The sequence below is a fragment of the Vulgatibacter incomptus genome, from assembly GCF_001263175.1.
In the GTDB taxonomy this organism is placed as follows: domain Bacteria; phylum Myxococcota; class Myxococcia; order Myxococcales; family Vulgatibacteraceae; genus Vulgatibacter; species Vulgatibacter incomptus.
The window spans coordinates 3,305,358-3,323,803 of sequence record NZ_CP012332.1 but is presented as its reverse complement, the minus strand read 5'-3'; the positions used below and the strand labels follow the sequence as shown (position 1 = coordinate 3,323,803).

The 18,446-nt window shown below is 68.8% G+C and carries 15 protein-coding genes; 6 read left to right on the top strand and 9 right to left on the bottom strand.

Going from position 1 to position 18,446, the window contains the following annotated elements:
• Positions 1–1,074, bottom strand: coding sequence for a PQQ-dependent sugar dehydrogenase (locus tag AKJ08_RS13720; RefSeq protein WP_205624725.1), 1,074 nt, complete (start codon positions 1,072–1,074; stop codon positions 1–3).
• A gap of 146 nt (positions 1,075–1,220) precedes the next feature.
• Here AKJ08_RS13720 and AKJ08_RS13715 point away from each other — a divergent pair, with 146 nt between their 5' ends.
• Positions 1,221–1,760 (top strand): hypothetical protein, encoded by a 540-nt coding sequence (locus AKJ08_RS13715; RefSeq protein WP_157370684.1) that lies wholly within the window; start codon positions 1,221–1,223, stop codon positions 1,758–1,760.
• Here the strand turns inward: AKJ08_RS13715 and AKJ08_RS13710 are convergent.
• The 7 genes from AKJ08_RS13710 to AKJ08_RS13680 are packed head-to-tail and all read right to left on the bottom strand — an operon-like array spanning position 1,750 to position 9,091.
• Positions 1,750–2,133, bottom strand: coding sequence for a response regulator (locus tag AKJ08_RS13710; protein ID WP_082343173.1), 384 nt, complete (start codon positions 2,131–2,133; stop codon positions 1,750–1,752). The two genes, AKJ08_RS13715 and AKJ08_RS13710, sit on opposite strands and share 11 nt — an antisense overlap.
• A gap of 15 nt (positions 2,134–2,148) precedes the next feature.
• Positions 2,149–3,612, bottom strand: coding sequence for a CheR family methyltransferase (locus AKJ08_RS13705; protein ID WP_050726583.1), 1,464 nt, complete (start codon positions 3,610–3,612; stop codon positions 2,149–2,151).
• Positions 3,609–4,622, bottom strand: coding sequence for a chemotaxis-specific protein-glutamate methyltransferase CheB (gene cheB / locus AKJ08_RS13700; RefSeq protein WP_050726582.1), 1,014 nt, complete (start codon positions 4,620–4,622; stop codon positions 3,609–3,611). The genes AKJ08_RS13705 and cheB overlap by 4 nt, the downstream gene beginning before the upstream one ends.
• Positions 4,619–6,964 (bottom strand): hybrid sensor histidine kinase/response regulator, encoded by a 2,346-nt coding sequence (locus AKJ08_RS13695; protein WP_050726581.1) that lies wholly within the window; start codon positions 6,962–6,964, stop codon positions 4,619–4,621. The genes cheB and AKJ08_RS13695 overlap by 4 nt, the downstream gene beginning before the upstream one ends.
• The gene (locus AKJ08_RS13690; protein WP_050726580.1) at positions 6,964–8,205 is read right to left on the bottom strand and encodes a methyl-accepting chemotaxis protein; all 1,242 of its coding nucleotides are present in this window, start codon (positions 8,203–8,205) and stop codon (positions 6,964–6,966) included. The genes AKJ08_RS13695 and AKJ08_RS13690 overlap by 1 nt, the downstream gene beginning before the upstream one ends.
• Positions 8,202–8,579: a chemotaxis protein CheW gene (locus AKJ08_RS13685; RefSeq protein ID WP_050726579.1), complete on the bottom strand. Its 378-nt coding sequence runs from the start codon at positions 8,577–8,579 to the stop codon at positions 8,202–8,204. Before AKJ08_RS13685 ends, AKJ08_RS13690 begins: the two co-directional genes overlap by 4 nt.
• A complete protein-coding gene (locus tag AKJ08_RS13680) occupies positions 8,576–9,091 on the bottom strand; it encodes a chemotaxis protein CheW (RefSeq protein ID WP_082343172.1) in 516 nt (171 codons plus the stop codon). The genes AKJ08_RS13685 and AKJ08_RS13680 overlap by 4 nt, the downstream gene beginning before the upstream one ends.
• Positions 9,092–9,166: 75 nt before the next feature.
• Here AKJ08_RS13680 and AKJ08_RS13675 point away from each other — a divergent pair, with 75 nt between their 5' ends.
• The 5 genes from AKJ08_RS13675 (at position 9,167) to AKJ08_RS13655 (ending at position 16,992) form a co-directional block, all read left to right on the top strand.
• On the top strand, positions 9,167–9,511 hold the full coding sequence (locus AKJ08_RS13675; protein WP_157370682.1) for a hypothetical protein: 345 nt from the start codon (positions 9,167–9,169) through the stop codon (positions 9,509–9,511).
• Positions 9,512–9,656: 145 nt separating this feature from the next.
• Positions 9,657–12,503 carry a CHAT domain-containing protein gene (locus AKJ08_RS13670; protein ID WP_050726577.1) on the top strand — a complete coding sequence of 949 codons (2,847 nt, stop codon included), beginning with the start codon at positions 9,657–9,659 and terminating at the stop codon, positions 12,501–12,503.
• 183 nt (positions 12,504–12,686) lie between these two features.
• A complete protein-coding gene (locus AKJ08_RS13665; RefSeq protein WP_169788835.1) occupies positions 12,687–15,491 on the top strand; it encodes a CHAT domain-containing protein in 2,805 nt (934 codons plus the stop codon).
• Between the two features lie 129 nt (positions 15,492–15,620).
• Complete coding sequence (locus AKJ08_RS13660) at positions 15,621–16,076, top strand: hypothetical protein (protein WP_050726575.1); 456 nt, start codon at positions 15,621–15,623, stop codon at positions 16,074–16,076.
• 133 nt (positions 16,077–16,209) lie between these two features.
• A complete protein-coding gene (locus tag AKJ08_RS13655; RefSeq protein ID WP_169788834.1) occupies positions 16,210–16,992 on the top strand; it encodes a class I SAM-dependent methyltransferase in 783 nt (260 codons plus the stop codon).
• On the opposite strand, the gene AKJ08_RS13650 is transcribed toward AKJ08_RS13655, so the two are convergent.
• A complete protein-coding gene (locus tag AKJ08_RS13650) occupies positions 16,993–18,414 on the bottom strand; it encodes an OmpP1/FadL family transporter (RefSeq protein WP_050726573.1) in 1,422 nt (473 codons plus the stop codon). It lies immediately after the preceding gene.
• Between the last annotated feature and the right edge of the window lie 32 nt (positions 18,415–18,446).

Here is an 18,446-nt window from a genome sequence, read left to right as displayed (position 1 = left end):
CTACTTCGGGACGATCCGCAGAATTTTGTCCCGGTCGGGTGGACACGTGCCGCGTCCGTCGCAGTTGCTCGTGGTGACGTAGAGCTGGTTGTCGGGTCCCACGATCACCTCGCGCAGGCGCCCGAGCCCCTGGGGCGGGTCGCCGCGGAAGTAGACCTCGTGCTTCTCGACCCGATGCTTCGAGTCCAGCACGACGCGGTGCAGGTGCCGGGAGCCCAGCGTGCCCATGATCACGCTCCCCTTCCACTGGGGGATCGCGCCGGAGCGGTCGATCACGAGCCCGCCAGGCGGGACGGCCAGCTTCCACGAGAGCACCGGCGTGACCATCCCCTTCTCCACCGCGCAGCCCGAGATCGTCGGCCACCCGAGGTTGTCGCCCTTGCGGGCGATGTTGACCTCGTCGAGGCCGGTGCGCCCGAGGTCGCCGCTGGGGCCGTGGTCCGCGATGATCAACGTCTTCGGGTCGAGCCAGTCGAAGCCCTCGGTGTTGCGGACGCCGAGGAGGAAGAGGGGGTTCCCGCGGACCGGGTTGTCGTCGGGGATGCCGCCGTCGAGGTTGATCCGAAGGAGCTTGCCGTTGCGGGCGTTCGGATCCTGCGCGAGCTTCGGCTCCCCGGAGTCGCCCACGCCCACGTAGAGCATCTTGTCGGGCCCGACGTGGATCCGCCCGGAGTCGTGGAAGGGGTGGCCGGGGAGGTCGTCGAGGATCACCCGATCCGTGGTGGCGCTCCGATGGTCCTCCGAGAGCCGGAATCGCTCGACCCGGTTGCGGATGCCGCCGGCCTTCGCGAACGAGTAGTAGACGTAGAAGAGGCGGTTCTTCGCGAAGTCGGGGTGTAGCGCCAGGCCGAGGAGGCCGCCCTCTCCGAAGCCCCCCGTCGGATACGGAACGGTCATCACCGGCTTCTCGACGAGCTCCCCCTTCTCCACGAGGCGGAGCCGGCCGATCCGCTCGGTCACTAGCATCGCGCCATCGGGCAGGAAGGCGATGGCCCACGGGACCGTCAGCCCGGACACGACGGTCTCCGCCCTCACCGGCACCGTCCCGTCGGGCCCGTAGTCCGCGTCGACCATCTCGCAGCTCGGCGCGTCCCCGTCGCTTCCGCCTCCGGCCGGATTGCCCCCCCGGTCCGCGATCCGTTCCTCCCCTTCGAGGGGATGGGTCGCGACAGCCGTCGATCGACAACTTGAAGCAAGTCCCATGATCAGGAGGGGAAGCCATGGACGTACTACGTTCCGCTTCATCGGTTCCCTCGATTTCCGCCCAGGGAGGGGCGGGGGCCGGACGCGACGGAGGCGATCCTGGGACGGGCCCATCGCGGTTGCAATCGGGCCTCGCCGTCTGCCTCGCCTTGGCGTTCCCGATCTGTCTCATTTCGGCCTGCGGCCAGGACCGATACTTCCGAGCAGAGGAGGAGCGGGCCGGGATCCTCTTCGACTGGGGCACGCAACCGGGGCGCGATGGCGTGGAGTCGCTCGTGGCGTCCTGCGAGGAGCGTGTGCAGCTCGACTACAGCAAGGGGGCCTCGGTGAAGTTCGTCGACGACGCGAACGTGCACTGTGCGATCCCCGCCCATACGAGGGTCGCCGGGTGCTGGCTTCCGGACAACGATCTGATCGTCCTCGAGACGGCGCCGCGCCTCGAGGACACGGCGCTCTGCCACGAGCTCCTCCACCGCCAGCTCTTCGTCCTGCGGCGGGATCCGGACTACCCCCACGTGTCGCCGGAGTGGGGATTGCTCTACTCGCCTACCAGATGATCGAGCGGACGAGCTCGTCCACCATCTCGCCCAGCCGCTCGATCCCGTTCGACTTGGAGAGGTGGCCGTCCGCGCCCGAGCGCTCGGCGAGCAGCGCGAGCTCCTCGTCGGGCTTCGCGCTGAAGAGCACGATGGGGATCCGGTCGGTCTCGCAGCTCTGCTTGAGGATCCGGACGAGCTCGTTCCCCGGGATGTCGGGCATCTCCACGTCCACCAGGATCAGCTCCGGCTGGAACGCCTTCAGCCTCTTGTCGAACTCGACGAGGTTCATCGCGGTGGCCACCTGGTGGCCACGCGCTTCGAGGACGAACTTCTCCATCTCCAGGCTGATCTCGGAGTCGTCGATGATGAGGATCTTGCGAGTGGGTTCCAAAGACGACTCCTAGGCCTAGAGCGCGGCGAGCGAGAGCTCGGCCGCGCGGGCGACCGAGATGCCCCCGTCATCCGGCAGGTCGGGATAATAGCTCATGAACGGCGACTTCGCCCGGGATCGTCGCGCCTCGGCGAGCGCGTTCTTGTACGCGCGCCTCGCACCGGCGAGATCGGCGAGGCGCTCGCAGCAGCGCCCGGTGAAGAAGTGGCCCAGGGCGAGGTGCGGATCGAGGAAGGTGGCGCGGGTGAGCTCGGCGGCGGCCCTCTCGAGATCCCCACGATCCATGAGGTGCACGCCGAGGAAGAGGTGGGCCTCAGCGCTGAGCGGCTCCAGGGCGAGGGCGGCCTCGTAGCAGCCGGTGGCCACTTCGTAGTCGCGCAGGGCCACGTGGAGGTGCGCCTTGGTCAGGAGCAGGGCCAGATCGCCCGGGCGCTCGCCAATCCCCTCGTCGACGAGCGCGAGCGCCGGGGGAAAGAAGCCTTCACGGATCAGCTCCACCGCGCGGCCCAGGAAGTCGGCGGGGCTCTTTTCGGGAACTTTGGGTGAAGGGGGCGCAACCATCTGCGCCGCGACGGGGATGGGAGGCGCAGCCGAAGCAGGAGACGGGACCGGCGCCACGATCAGCTGAACCGGCGGCCCGGGTGTCGCGATCGGCACCGGCAGCGGCTTCCGATACAGGAAGGAGTCGCCGATCCGCACGAGCTCGAAGCGGTCGAAGATCCGGAAGAGCGACTCCGAATATCCGAGGAAGAGCCAGCCGCCCGGGCGGATCGCGTCGTGGAGCCTCGTCAGCACGCGCCGCAGGGTGGGCACGCTGAAGTAGATGAAGACGTTGCGGCAGAAGACGACGTCCCACGCTCCACACGCCGGCGTCGGGACCGGATCGCGGCTCAGGTTCTGGGTGCGGAAGCCCGCGACCTCCCGGAGGGCCGGACCGGCCTGGAGGCGGCCGCCCTCGAGCTCGAAGAAGCGCTCCCGGATGGAGGTGGGGATCGGCTCCGAGCGCGCCTCGAGGAAGCGGCCCGCCCTCGCGGCGAGCACGGCCTCGGGGTTCACGTCCGTGCCGAGGAGCTCCAACTCCGCCGGCCGCGCCCCTTCGAGGAGCAGCTCCATCGCGAGGGTATAGGTCTCCTCGCCCGTGGCGCAGCCCGCCGACCAGATCGAGAGCGCCCGCCCCTCAGCGCGCGCCCGCCGCAGCAGCTCCGGCAGCAGCTCGCGAAACGCGCCGAACTGCCTCTCGTCCCTGTAGAACGAGGTCTTTCCCACTGTGACGAGGGGGAGGAGCCGGCGGAGCTCGCCCTCGCTCTGCCGGAGCGCCTCGAGGTAGCCGTCGATCTGCTCCGGCGCCGGCGAGGCGCCAAGCCTCTCGTAGAGCGCCATTCGCAGGCCGGCGTCGTGCTCGGCGCCCATGCGGAAGCCCAGCCGATCCTCGAGGATCGACGCGAGCGACGCGAGCTGATCCTGGCTTACCGGGATCATCGCACCACCTGCAGCAGCGCCGGCGCGATCCGGTCCAGGGGCAGCACCCGATCGATCGCCCCGAGCTCGATCGCCGCATGGGGCATGCCGAAGACCGCGCAGGTCGCCTCGTCCTGGGCGATGGTGAGCGCGCCCGCGCGCTTGAGCTCCCGCATCCCCTCGGCGCCGTCGCGGCCCATGCCCGTGAGGATCACGCCGCAGGCCTTCGGGCCGAAGGACCTCGCCGCGGAGGCGAAGAGCGGCGTGGCCGAGGGCTTGAAGCCGCTCACCGCCGGCCCCTCGACCAGCCGAACGCAGTCCCGCTCCACCGTGAGGTGGAAGTCGTCGGCGCCGATGAAGACGCGGCCCGGGGCCAGCGCCGCGCCGTCCGACGCGGCCTTCACGTCGAGGCCGCTCTCGTGGCATAGCCAGCGGGCGAAGCCCTCGGTGAAACCGCCCGAGATGTGCTGGACCACCGCGATCGGCACAGGGAAGTCGGCGGGGAGCGCACCGAGGAGCGCGGCGAGCGCCTTCGGCCCGCCCAGCGACGCGCCGATCACCACCAGCTCGGCGCGGACCCTCCGCACCTCCACCGGCTTGCTCGGCTTTCGGAGTCCGCGCAGGTGCCGGATCACGGGCACGGTGGCGAGGAGCCGCAGCCGCCTCGTCAGCTCCGCGCCGAAGCGATGCATCGACTCGGGGACGGGCTTCTCCATCAGGTCGAGGGCGCCCAGGTCCAGGGCGCGGAAGCCCTTCACCTCCTCGCGGTTCGACGAGAGGACCAGGATCGGCGTGGGCTTCTCCGCCATGACCCGGGCGATCCCCGCGAAGCCGTCCGAGCCGGGCATCTGGAGATCCATCGTGATCACGTCGGGCGAGAGCCGGACCGTGAGCTCGGCGGCCTCGTCGCCGCTGGCGGCGGTGGCCACGACCTCGAGGTCCGGGGACCCCGAGATCGTGTGGACGATGAACTCCCTGACCACCGGCGAATCGTCGGCGACCAGGACGCGGACCTTGCGCTGCGGCGTCATCCCACCACTCCGCAGAGCCGCTCGATCGTCTCCGCCAGCAGATCCCCGTCGAGGTCGCCCTTGCTGAGGAAGGCGTCGGCCCCGGCCTCGGCGCCGCGGCGCCTGTCGCGCGTCGCGGAGAGCGACGAGACGATCGCGACCGGTAGCTTGCGGAACCGCTCGGACGACTTGACCCGCCGGGTCAGCTCGATCCCGTCGAGCACCGGCATCTGCACGTCGGTCACCAGCAGGTCGAAGGATCCGGACTGGAGCTTCTGCCAGCCCTCCTCGCCGTCGCCCGCCTCGGTCACCTCGTGGCCGAAGGTGCGAAGGATCGCGGCCTCCGCCTCGCGGGCGATCAGGCTGTCGTCCACGAGCAGCACCTTGAGCCTGCGGCGCGCGGTGGACGAGGTCGGGTTTCCGAAGGCGCGGGCCGCGGTGACGAGCTCCGGCGTGGAGAGCAGCAGGGCGACGCGGCCGTCCTCGAGGGCGGCGCCGCCGGAGACGAAGGGCATCCCCTTGATGAAGGTGCTGGGCGCCTTCACGGCGACCTCGCGCTGCCCGAAGATGCCGTCGATCGCGAGGGCCACGCGGTGTTCGCCGAGCTGGAGGAAGACCGCCATCGGCCGCGAGCCGGAGGGGCCGCCGTTCAGGGAGAGCAGGGGGCCGAGGGCCACGATCGGCACCAGCCGCTCGCGGTGGGAGATCGCGCGGATGCCGGCGATCTCCGTCACCCTCGCGGGCTCGATCCGCCCGACCGACTCCACGTCTCCGGCCGGCACGCCGTAGACGTCGTCGTCGATGCGGAAGAGGAGCACCTTCATCATCGAGAGCGACTGCGGCATGGTGAGGATGAAGGTCGTGCCGATCCCCAGCCGGGTCTCGACCTCCACCGTTCCGCCCAGGGCGACCACGCGCTGCCGCACCACGTCGAGGCCCACGCCGCGGCCGGAGGTCTCGCTGCTCGAGTCGAGGGTGCTGAAACCCGCGGCGAAGATCAGATCGATCGCCGCGCGGTTCGAGAGCTGGGCCGCCTCGAGGTCCGAGACGATCCCGCGCCTGCGGGCCACGTCGCGGATGAAGCCCGCGTCGATCCCGCGCCCGTCGTCCGAGACCTCGACCCGGAGGCGATCGCCATCCGGCTTCGCCGCAATCGTGATCCGGCCCACCGGCGGCTTCCCGGCGGCGAGCCGCTGCTCGCGGAGCTCGAGGCCGTGGTCGATCGAGTTGCGGAGCAGGTGGATCAGGGGATCGTTGAGGGAGGGGATGATCGCCCGGTCGATGCTGGTATCACCGCCGGTCACCACGCACTCCAGCTCCTTGCCGTGGTCGGCGCCGAGCCGCTTCGAGGCGCCCACGAGGCCGGAGAACACCTCGTCCAGCGGCGTCATGCGGGCCGTGGAGATCTTCTCGGCGAGGTTGGAGAGCAGGCTCTGGGTACCGCCGAGCGCTTCCGTGTGATGGTGAAAGAAGCGGAAAGTGCGGTTCCGGAGGCGGTGGAACTCGGTCTCGGCGTCGTCCAGCGCATCGCCGGCGATTCCCTTCTCCGCGAGGGCGAGCAGTCTCTCGGCCAGCCGGGGCCAGGCCTCCAGGATCTCCCGCTGCTCGCTGACGCGCGCCTGCGCCTTGGCGCCCTCCACGAGCACGTCACCCGCGAGGCCCGCGATCTCGTCGAGCGAGTCGAGGTCCACGCGGATCGAGCTGGCCTGGGAGAGGAGGGAGAGGCCCGCCGCCTGGCTCGGGTTGGTGGGGGCTGCGCTCTTGGCCGCGGAGCTCGTGACCGCTCCCTCGGCAGGGGCTGCAGCGGAACCGGAGGTCGCGCTCGCTTCGGCCGGGGAGCCGGTGGCGGGGCCCGGCGTCGCGGCCGCTCCCGCCGGCGAGCCGACGGTCTTCGCAGAGGAGTCCGCGCGAGAGGCGGAAGGCGCCAGAGGGCCGGACGCGCCTGCGGGAAGCGCTGCTTCGACACCGGCGACCGGGGTGGTCGCCGCCTCGTTCGATCGCTTCGCGACCAGCGACGCGAGCTCCGCCTGGAGGCCGCGCGCCTCCTCGGCGTCGCTCGGGAGCTCGAGGAGCGCCGGGATCGAGCCGCACGCCCGCCGGAGCACGCCCGCGAGCGAGGGGAGCTCGCCGCCCACCGAGGCGATCAGCTCCTCCGCCGTGTGCACCAGCGTGGACACGCCGGCGAAGCCCATCATCCGGGCCTCGCCCTTCAGCGTGTGGAGCTCCCGAGAGAGCTCCCGGGCCGCCTCCGCGTCGTTCGACGCCTCGATCGCCACGAGCGCCGCCTCGAGCCGCTCCACGCGGTCGGCGGTCACCTCCCGGAACTTGCCCAGGAGCTTCTTCCGGATCTCCTCTGCGCTCATCAGGACACTTGGAACTGTCTGACGACCGCCGAGAGCCTGTCGGCCAGCCCGGCGAGCTCGGCAGCGGCGGAGGATGCCTGGCGGGAGCCCTCGGTGGCCTGCCGCGTCACGGCCTCCACCTCGTTCATCGACGCGACCACCTGCTCGGTGGCCGTTCGCTGCTGCTGCGTCGCCAGGTGGATCACCCGGGCCGCGTCGTTGGTCTCCTGCACCGAGGCGAGGATCTTCTGCACGCTGCCCATCGCCGCGTGGCCCTGGCTCTGGCCCGCCTCCGCCGACGCCCGGTTGCGCGTCGTGGTCTGGGCCGCCGAATCCGCCGCCTCGCGGATCTCTCCGATCAGCTCCTTGATCTCCTTCGTCGACGCGAAGACGTTCTCCGCGAGACGGCGCATCTCCACCGCCACGATCGAGAAGCCGCGGCCGGCATCGCCCGCCTTCGCGCCTTCGAGCGCGGCGTTCAGCGCCAGCAGATCCGAGCGGTCCGCGATCTCGTCGATCACCTCCACCACGCTGCCGATCCGCTCCACGCGCCGAGCGAGGCGGGTCATGCCCTCGTGGATCTCCGTGGCGTTCGTGTTCATGGTGGCGAGGCTGCGGAGCAGCTCCTGGATCGAGCCCTCGCCGGAGCGCGCCGACACCAGGGTTTGCTCCGCCACGGTGGCCACCGTCCCGGCGTTCTCGGCGATCTGCCGCGCCGCGCCCTTCAGCTCCGCCATCGTCGCCGTGGTCTCGTGCACCGCGCTGGCGTGCTCCGCCATCGACGACTCCTGCTGCGTCGCCGCTGCCAGCACCTCCGCCGAGCTCGCCGAGACCTGGAGCGCCGCGTCGCGGGTCTCGAGGGTGATCTCCCGGAGCATGCCGAAGAGTTGGTCGATTCCCTGAACCAGCGGGGCAAGCGCCGGCTCCTGAACGACGATCCCGGTGGTTTGCGTGATCGCTCCGCCGTTCACCACGCGCATCAAGGCCTCGACGGTCTGGTTCACGCCGTCGCGCATCCGCGCGCCGCGCTCCCGGACGATGGCCAGCTCCTGGGTCGCCCGATCGGCCACCCGGTTCGCGAGCAGTGCGAGGCTCTGGTGCGCTGCGTCGGAGAACGAGCCTTCGTCCAGACGGGCGTCGTAGGTCCCGTCCGCGAGGCTCTCCAGGAGGGCGCCGATCCGCGCCAGATCATCGATCTTCGTCGTCTTTGAGGCGCGCTTCGACGCGACCCCTCGGGCCGCCACCGTTTTCTCGGTCTTCATGGTTCCTTCCTGAGCAGCTCGGGCACGTCCACGAGGAGGATCAGCTCCTCGTCCACGTCCACGAGGCCGCCGATTCCTTCTGTGCCCATCAGCGCCGCGGCCAGGCCGGGCAGGGGGTGAATCGACCCGGCGACGACCTTGCGGAGGCCCACCACCCGATCCACCGAGAGAGTTCGCTCACCGGCCTCGTGCTCCACCACCAGGCCGTGCTGCCCGACTCGCACCTCGCCCAAGGCCGTGTCGTCGATCCAGCCATGGTCGGCGAGGCGGGGGCGCTGCGCGATCCGCCGGATCCGCTCCACGCGGGCGGCGTGGCGCCGGCCGTCCACCTCGAACACGAGCAGCTCGGGGGCGCTCGCCGAAGAGGCGATCATGCCAGGCTCCGGGCCCGCGCCGCGTCGACCACCCGGCGGAGGTCGAGGATCGCCACCGCGCCCCGGTCGTCGTGGCCCACCTGCGAGAGCAGCTCCGCCGTCGACGAGCCCGCGCTCGGGGGCGGCTCCAGATCCTCCGAGCGGATCCGGATCAGCCCCTCGATCCCCTCCGCCAGGAGCGCCAGCTTCCACGGGCCGGCCTGCACGATCACCGAGCGGGAGCCGTGGGCGAAGGAGGTCGGCTTGTCCGAGATGAGCTGGCCGAGGTCCAGGACCGCCAGCACCTCCCCCCGGTGGTTGAACACGCCGGGCAGGAACGAGGGCGACGCCGGAAGGCGGGTCAGCAGGCCCAGGCGGATCACCTCCAGGGCGTGGGAGGCGTCGAACGCGTAGCGCTCGCCCAGCATGCGCATGCAGAAGAACGACTGGTCGTCGTCCCGGGAGAGGATCCCCCATGGGTCATCGGTTGCCCGATCCGCTTCCGAGGGGCGGCTTCGCTTCTGCTCTTCCATCGGGACGCATTATGAAAGAAGTGAACGTTTGGAACAACTGCCGTGCTATCGTCCGGGCCATCGAAAGTGAACCCCGTGAGAGTCCTGGTTTGCACGCACAGTGAGATTCTGAGCGCGATCGCGGTCCACGCGCTCTTCGCCTCCGGTCATCAGGTCTTCGCCGAGGGCCGCCCAGAGCCGTTGGCCTGCGAGGCGGCGTCGGCGTCGGCGCTCCTGGTCAGCCCTGCGCTCGCCCTGGAGGCCACCGCGTTGTTGCGGGAGAGCGGCTTCCGGGGGCGCATCCTGCTCTTCGACGACCTGGACGAGGCCGGCCTCGAGGCCAAGGTCGCGGAGCTCGGCGCCGATGGTGCAATCGCGACCTCGCCGCTGGACTCCTTCGGCGCCCGCTTCGTGGCGCGGGCCGCCCGACCGTCCGTCTAGGCCTGGCGTCAAGGGGAAATTGCTGGTGGGAGGCGTCGGGTAGTATACAGATCCGCAGGGAGGCGCTAGGGGGGATATGCGCGACGGATCTCGTAGGAGTTCCAATTTATCTTACTGTGGGTGGGATTGGTGTCGACGGCGTCTCGTGCTCCATGGCGCCGCCGCGCACTTCCTGATCATCTGCGTCGCAGTCGCCGGCTGCGGCGATCCCGCTCTCTCCGTCTCCGAGATCTTCGCCAACGAAGCCGGGCCGTATCGCTGGTTGGAGGGCCGGAGCGCTCTCGACCTCCCCTTTGCTCCTTTCGATCCGTCGAGGATCGCGCCGCCCGTGGAGAAGGGTCGCCTCGAAGGGCAGCTCTACCTCACGGACAAGCGGGGCGACGACGATGCCCTTCTCGGAAGGGCTCTCTTCTTCCTGTGGCGAAACGGTCCCGGCGACCTGGACCGTGCCGAGAGCCGCCTCGAGCGAGTGCCGCGGGACGCACGCTATTGGAACGAGCAGGCCTTGCTGCTCCTCGCGAGACCCGACGAGTTCGACGCCCTCGAGGCGGTGGATCATTCCCTCGAGCTCGACCCCGGCTTCCTGCCGGCGCTCTTCAACCGCGGTGTCATCCTCGAGAAGCTCAGCCTCCAGGGCCTCGCCATCGAGGCATGGGAAGCGTACGCCAACGCCGACCCCGACAGCCCCTGGGGCCTCGAGGCGATCGAGCGAAGGGCGCGCCTGCTCGAGCCGGAGCCTCCCCCCGTTCGCCTCGAATCCGAGCGCCGCAAGCTCTACGACGAGCTCCTGGCCCTGAAGGGCGCCTCGGAGCTGGAGCAGCTCGCCTCCCGGCCCTCGTCGGTGGAGCTCCTCCGCCGCCTGCGCGCAGTCGGGGACACGATGTTCGAGCGCGAGCTCGAGGTGCGCCGGGCGTTCGGACCGCGCGAGTGGCTTGCGAGCGCGAAACGGGGAGAGCTCCTCGAGCGGCTCTATTCGGAGACCCTGGCGGGGAAGGCCGATGAGCACGGGCTGGAGGCCCTCTCGAAGGCGATCGAGCCAACCGTTTCGCTTCGCGCGCTGAGACTCCTGGCCTACGACGCGATCGTGCGCTCCGACCTTCCTGCGGCTCGCGTCCGCCTGGACGCCGTCGAGCGAGCCTGCAGGGCGGTCGGCTGCGTGGAGGAGAGCGTGCTCGCGACGAGCGACCTCGGAACGGTCCTCGCCGAGCAGGCGAACTTCGCAGAAGCGGAAGAGGCCTATCGAGACGCGCTGGATCGGCTCCCGAAGGGCTTCGAAGCCCGCCGCGCCGAGATCCTCGTCAAACAGGCGCAGCTCGCCGGAGCGCTCGGAACGCCGAAGGAATCGCAGCGCGGCTTGATCGCCGCCGCGAGGGAGCTCGCTCGGCTTCGCGAGCGGTCGTCGCTCGCCGTGGCGCTCTCCAACCTCGGGGCGACCGCCCGGAACGGGTTCTCGTCGGCCGCGCTGGCGTCCCGAACCGAGGCCATGCGCCTGGCGAAGCAGGAAGGACGGTCGAGCACCGAGCTGATCGCCATGGGAGGTGTCTCGCTCCAGCTCGCCAAGAGCGGTCGATTCGACGAGGCGAAGGCCCTCTACGAGCGCGCGCTGGAGGAGGGAGAGGCTAGGGCCATCGACGGCGCCCTGGTTCGTCTCCTCGGAGTCGCCGGACAGGTTCGACTTCTCATGCAGGAGCCGGACGAAGCCTTGAGCACGGCTCTTCGGGTCCAGCGCCTCGCGGAGGATCTCGACCTGCCCGTTCAACATAGAGGCGCGCTGGAGCTCGCGGGCCGAGCCTCGGCAGCGCTCGGAGACGTGGGCTCGGCCCTCCACTTCCTGTCCGTCGCCACCGACGAGGAGCGCGCACTCTCGAGCCGTGCGACGACCCGGATTCGCAGGGTGTTGATGGAAGGGGACCAGACGGACCTCCGTGTCTTTCTCGCCCGCCTCGAGGCGAAGACGGGTCGACCCGACGCTGCTTGGGAGCTGTTGGCGAGCGATCGGCTGCGGGATCTCGAGCCCGACGAGTGCGTGATCGCCTTCGCGAGCGAGGGAGGCGTCCTCTCCGTCTGGAGCGCCACGTCGACGGGAACTCGTTACCAGGAGAGCGAGCTGGAGGCGTCGATGCAACGGGACGAGCTCGTGATCGCGACCAAGCGCCCGTGGCTCCTCTTCCCGAGCGATCCGGTTGCACGGGGGCCGGGTGGCCCAATGGCCGTGAGCGCACGCGAACGATTGGGGACTGCCTGGGATCCGGGACGATGCCCGGCGGAGGCCCGCCGCGTCACGATTCTCGAGACGCCCTACACCTTGGTCGGCGTCGCGAATCGAGCCGCGCGGCTGGCGCACGCCGATCGCGCCGTCGTGATCGCGCGCAGCGCCTCGACTCCCTGGCCCACTCGGCGCGACCTCGGGGCGGGCCTGGTGATCCATAGCCCTCGGCCGGTGGTATCCGACCGGCTCATTCCCACCCTGCCTGCAGGTCCAAAGGAGGCGAGCCTCGTTCGTGCGGCCCTGCCCGGATCCCGGGAGCTCTCGGGGCCTGCCGCGACGCCCGCTGGCCTTGCCCACCGAGCCGCCGGCTTCGACCTCCTCCACTTCGCGGTCCACGGCGAGTCGCGCAAGAGGAGAGGGGCGGCTTCCTACCTGATGCTCGCCGGCAATCAGGGCTACCTGCAGGTCGGCAACGTCCTGGAGCTGCCTCTCCGGGAACGGAACCCGGTCGTGATCCTCTCGTCCTGCAAGAGCGGCGGTAAGACCGGCGACGAGGAGAGCGACGGCGCGGGTCTGCCATGGGCGTTCCTCGAGGCCGGGGCGTCCATCGTGATCGCGTACGAGGGGGATCTCGACGATCGGGTCGCGCTCGATTTTGCCCAGGCGTTCTATCCCGCGCTCGCGTCGACACACGACGTCTCGGCAGCCTTCGAGGAAGCCCTTGCCGCTCTCCGGGAACGGTGGCCCCCCATCGTCGCCGCCTCCTTCGCGCTCTACACCTGACCGCGAGCTCCAGCTGAAGGGAAGTTGCTGGTGGGATACCCCCCGCCGTAGGTAGACTGCGACTTCGAAGGGAGGCGCAAGACGGGGGGGACAATGCGCGAGGGAGATCGATCGAGTATCGATTCGTTTGACAATGAGTTAGATCGGGGTCCACTGCCGCTTGCGCTCCAGGCCGCAGCGGCGTTGTCCCTGATCGTTTGCCTCGCGCTGGCCGGCTGCGGTGGCCCTGCGCCCTCGCTCTCCGAAATCTTCGCAAAAGAAGCCGGTCCGTATCGCTGGTTGGAGGGCCGGAGCGCCCTCGATCTCCCCTACGCGCCGTTCGATTCCTCGAGGATCGCGCCGCCCCTGGAGAAGGGTCGCCTCGAAGGGCAGCTCTACCTCGCCGCCAAGCGCGGCGACGAGGACGTCCTCTTCGGAAGAGCCCTCTTCTTCCAGTGGCGAAACGGTCCCGGCGACCTGGACCGGGCCGAGAGCCGCCTCGAGCGGATGCCGCAGGATGCTCGCTACTGGAACGAGCAGGCCTTGCTGCTCCTCGCGAGGCCCGACGAGTTCGACGCCCTCGAGGCGGTCGATCACGCCCTCGAGATCGATCCCGGCTTTCTGCCCGCGCTCTTCACCCGCGGCGTCGTCCTCGAGAAGCTCAGCCTCCAGGGTCTCGCCATCGAGGCCTGGGAGACCTACGCCAAAGCCGACCCCGACAGCCTTTGGGGCCATGAGGCCATCGAGCGCCGGGAGCGCCTGCTTGCGCCCGAGCCTCCCCCCGTTCGCCTGGAATCCGAGCGCCGCAAGCTCTACGACGAGCTCCTGGCTCTCACCGGCCCCACCGAGCTCGCTGACCTAGCGTCGAGGCCCTCCACGGTCGAGCTCCTCGCGCGGCTTCGCGTGAGCGGGGATTCGATGTTCGACCGCGAATTCGCCGTGAGGCGAAAATTCGCTCCGAGCGAGTGGAAGTCGAGCGCTATTCGGCGAGCTCGGCTCGAGCGCCTCTACGAGTCGACAATGGCAGGCCTGACCGACGTTTCGGCCCTTGAGGAGCTAGGGCGAGCGCCAGAGCCTACCGTCGCCTTCCGTGCGGTCCGGCTTCTCGCCTTCGACGCGATTCAGCGAGCGGATTTCGCCCGCGCCAAAATTCAGCTAGCTGCGGTTCAGCGCGTGTGCAAGGAGCTTGGTTGCGTCGAGGAAGGTGCTCTCGCGACTAGCGATTTGGGAACGGTTTTCGCGGAGGAGACGAGGTTCGCCGAAGCGGAGCAGGCCTTCCAGACCGCGTTGGTTCGCCTGCCAGACGGGTTCGACGGGCGTCGAGCGGAGGTGCTGGTCAAACAGGCGTCGCTCGCGTCGAAGCTAGGGACACGCAAGGATGCCCAACGGAATTTGATCAACGCGTCGGCCGTCCTGATTCGACTACAAGATCCTGGCGCTCTAGCTGTGTCGCTCTCCAACCTAGCCTCCACGTCGAGAGTGGGATTCTCAACAGCGGCGCTTGCCTGTCGAGTGGAGGCCATGCGTCTAGCTGGACTGGCGGGGCGAAGAACCAGCGAGCTTATCGCGAAGGGTGGGGTCGCGCTCAAGCTCGCAGAGAGCGGTCGCCTGGACGCAGCTAAATCGCTTTCCGAGGATGCACTCGTAGAGGCGGAGTCGATCGGATTGAGCGGAACACTAGTTCGCGTCCTAGGAGCGGCTGGGCGAGTCGATTTGCTGACGGGAGAGCCGCAGATCGCCCTTGAAGCCGGGCTTCGGGTTGAGCGCCTCGCCGCCCAGCTCTCTCTCCCGCTCCTGCAAAAGGACGGACTGGAACTTTCTGGACAGGCATCAGCGGTGATGGGCGATCCGACCTCTGCCATTCATTTTCTGGCGTCGGCGATTGATATTGGCCGCACGCTATCGAACCGAGCGACGTCGAAGATTCGCCGGCTACTGATGGAGACCGAGGACGCAGGGATTCGTGTATTCCTCGCTCGCTTGGAGGCGGAAGAAGGGCGACCTGATGCGGCTTGGGAACTCCTGGGCCAAGGACAGCTGCGTTCGCTCGAGGAGGACGAGTGCGTTTTCGCCGCTGCTTCGAAAGGACGAACACTTTCGATTTGGAGCGCAACGTCTCAGGGAACCCGATACCAAGAGGTCGAGTTGCCGGTGGAGATCGACCAATCGAGCTTGACGTCGGCACTCCCGACCGACGGGTATGGTAGAGGAATCCCGATCCGTTCGGCGACTGAGCTGCAAGGGCGGATCGGCACGCCATGGGAACCCGGCAGATGTCCGGCCCGCACACGCCGTCTCACGGTTATCGAGAACCCGTTCACGCTGGTTGGCGTGGTAAACCGGTCCGCGAGGCTCGCCCGACCTGACGTCGCGGTCGTGATCGCACGAAGCGTCGCCGCCCTCTGGCCCTCACGGGTAGTAATGGGGCATGGCCTCGCAATTCATAGCCCGCGGCCCGTCATCTCCGACCGAGCGATCGCGCCCTTCCCGGCCGCACCGAAGGAAGCGCGCTTGATCGAGGAGGCGCTGCCTGGATCCGAAGAGCTCTCCGAGTACGCCGCAACTCCTTCCAACCTTGTCGACAGAGCCGGGTCTTTCGATCTGCTCCACTTCTCGGTCCATGGAGAATCACGTAAGAGAAAGGGGTCAGCCTCCTATCTCCTCCTCGCGGGCCCTGATGGTCACTTGGAGGTCGGCAACGTTCTGAAGCTACCACTTCAAGGGCGAAATCCTGTTGTCGTCCTCTCCTCCTGCAAAGGCGGTGGAAAGACGGGCGACGCGGAGCACGATGGCGCGGGCCTCCCTTGGGCCTTCCTTGAGGCTGGCGCCTCCGCCGTTATCGCCTACCAGGGTGACCTGGACGATGGAGTGGCCCTTGACTTCGCCCGGTTCTTCTACAATGGAATTGGTAGGGGAAAAGACGTCTCGGCCGCCTTCGAGCTTGCGCTGGCAGCACTCCGAGTGCGGTGGCCTCCGGATGTCGCAGCCTCTTTTGGAATTTATACATAAAAAGTAGTCCAAAAAGCCGACGACTTCCTGCGGGGCCAACAGCCCGGAGAAATTGCCCTTGTCGAGTGGCGACCGGGAATGGTATGCACTTTGGTATCGTCAGCCGAGGAATTTGTCGGGGGTCATGAAATGAGAAAGTTCTATTTCCAGACGGGCCTGATCATCGAGGGCGCCCGGATCGTGCGGATTCGCTTCCCCGCCAACGCCGACACCATGGCGACGCTCGAAGATGCAAAGGGCATTTCGGTGACCAAGGCGTTTGGCGCGGGCTCCGAACTCGTGGCGCTCGTCAACGGACCCGAGGGAGCGCCGAGCGCGAATCCGTTCAATGACGTTACGAGCAACGTCGACTATGGGGAGTACATCGAATTCGTATTCGCCGGAGCCTGCGCGATGTCGAGGAGCAAGGATCCAAAGACGGGCAAGGAGGCTTTGGTCGTCTATTCCGATGGCGATATCAAGCTCGGTGGTACCGTGGAAGCCTTCCCGTTTTCGCAGTCCGCGCTCGTAGAGGCCGTCTCGATCGGCTTTCGCCTTGAAGGCGACCCGGACGATCCCGGACCTCATGCGCCCAAGGTCGGCTGATTTTGGGTCCTAGGACTTCACCTGCAGCTCTGGGGCCGAGCGTCCACGGGGCCGGTGAATGTGCTTGGAAGTCTGCCTCCGGTACAAGGCCGAAGTGCGACCTGGAAGTGATGCTCTTCGGTTTCAGGTGATCGTGACGACCCCGCGGCGCCCGCCCGCCGCAGACATCCAGGAAGCCGTGGCAGTGGCCGGCGCCCTGGGGCTCGGTTTCGAGCCGAGGAACGCCGGACTCGACGAGCTGGCCAGCCGGTGCGGCGCGAGCGCCGTGCTCGTCGTGTCCCAAAGGGATCGGGCCATCTGGCTTCCGGACGGCACTCCCGCCTTTCGTTTCCACGGTGGCATGGCAGTCCTGCGGATCCGGCGGATGATCGCCGGGGAGATCGACCCGCTCGTCGTCGCCTGCGACCTGCGCCCTGGGGATCGGGTGGTAGATGCGACGGCGGGGGCCTGCGCCGACGCTCTGGTCCTCGCCCACGCGGTGGGCCCGGAGGGATCGGTGCTCGCGCTGGAGTCGAGCCCGTTCCTCCACGCGGTGACCTCGTTCGGGGTGCGGACGCGGCGCTTCGGCGAGGAGGCGATCGACGCCGCCCTGGACCGGATGGAGGTGGCACAGGGGCCGCACCTCGAGCTCCTCGCCTCGATGCCGACGGCCTCCGCCGACGTGGTCTACTTCGACCCGATGTTCAAGTCCGCGACCAAGGCGCCGCCGGGCTTCGAGGTGCTCCGCGCCCTGGCGGATTACACGCCGCTCACGGCGGAGGCGCTCCGCGAGGCCCGCCGGGTGGCCCGACGGCGGTTGGTAGTGCAGGATCGGCGGGGGAGCGGGGAGCTCGAGCGCCTCGGAATCCCCGAGGCGCCCGTGATGGGTCGGACGGCGCCGGTGCGCTTCGGCGTGCTGGAGGTCGGCTCCGGCTGATCAGAAGCGGTACTGGGCGTTCACGTCGAGGACGCTGATGAGCTGCTTGTAGGTGCCGCCGGAGTTGGGCTGCTTGGTGGCGCCCTCGAAGGGCTGGCTCTCGGCGACCGGGACGTCCCGGGTGAAGTAGAAGACCTGGGTGAAGGTCCCGGCGAGGGCGATGTTCTTGCCAATCTCGAAGCGCGCGCCCAGGGCGGCGGTGAGCTTGTGCATGTCGTAGAGCGAGGGATCCATCGTCTTGTTCGGGATGGCGTTGGAGTCGTAGCCGCCGCCGACGAAGACCTCGATCGGCGGGCTCAGCCAATACGAGCCGCCGACCCGGACGCCGAACGCGTCCCTCCACTCCCGGGGAATGTTCTGCACGACGCCCCTCGCGTTCGGCCCCTCGGAGCCGTCGGGGTTCAGGTCGCAGTTGGCGTCGTCCACGTCGGCGGCGAGGAAGCACTGGCGCTTGAACCTGCTCCAGCGCACGTATTCGCCGAAGAGCCGGAGCTCTACGTCGTCCGAGGGCCGCCAGCGGCCGCCGAGTCGCCAGATGTCGGGCATGCTCTGCTTGAGCTTGATCTTCTGGTCGCTTGCGAATCCCAGGAAGCCCGTGGTGAGCGTGCCGTCGAGGGTGTTCTCCCCGAAGCCGGGCTGGCTCAGGTAGGAGGCGCCGAGCCAGACGCGCCGCCACGGCTGCCAGATCACGCCGGCGTTGACGGCGACGGTCCAGCTCGAGGCGTGGACCAGGCTGCGGCCCTCTTTCAGGGAGCCGTCGCCGTTCACGAGGTCGTCGGAGCCGTCGAGGTTTCGCGCCCGGACGGTGTGGAGGACGTTGTTCACGGCGCTGACGCCGAGGCCGAACGAGAGCCGGGGATGCCGCAGGCGGTAGGCCGCCGCGCCGGTGATGAAGAGCGACTGGATCTTGCCGTCCTCGGTGAACCAGCGCTGGGGGCCGTCCACGCCGCCCGGGAACTTCGCGCCAGCCTCGGTGCCTTCGAAGTCCTTCCTCAGGCCCCACTTGGCGGTGCCGCCGTAGGGCACGTAGAAGGCGGCGCCCAGGGCGAAGTTCCGGATGCCAAAGTCGGAGACCGCGGCGACGAAGGGGGAGGCGATGAAGTTGTTCAGCTCCCCCTTGCCGGAGTTGGCGGCGATGCCGTCCTCCGGGGTGAACCCGAACACGTTCGGCCCGATCCGGCTGATCGCGTCGGCGGGCCGATCGTAGCTGGCGTGGCGGTACGCGAAGGTCCCGTCGGCGTAGATCCGCGTGCCCGACTCGAGCGCGAGCCCGGCCGGGTTGTAGAAGATCGCGGTGGGATTCGACGTGGTGGGATGGCCAAGTTCTCCACCGAAGCGCGCGGCGAGGATGCCGCTGGCCCAAGCGGGGGCCGAGACGGCCGTGATCAGGGTGCAGATGCCAGTCGCTAGGATCTTTTTCACGCGGCCTCCAGGAAAACGGCGATTCCGAGGGT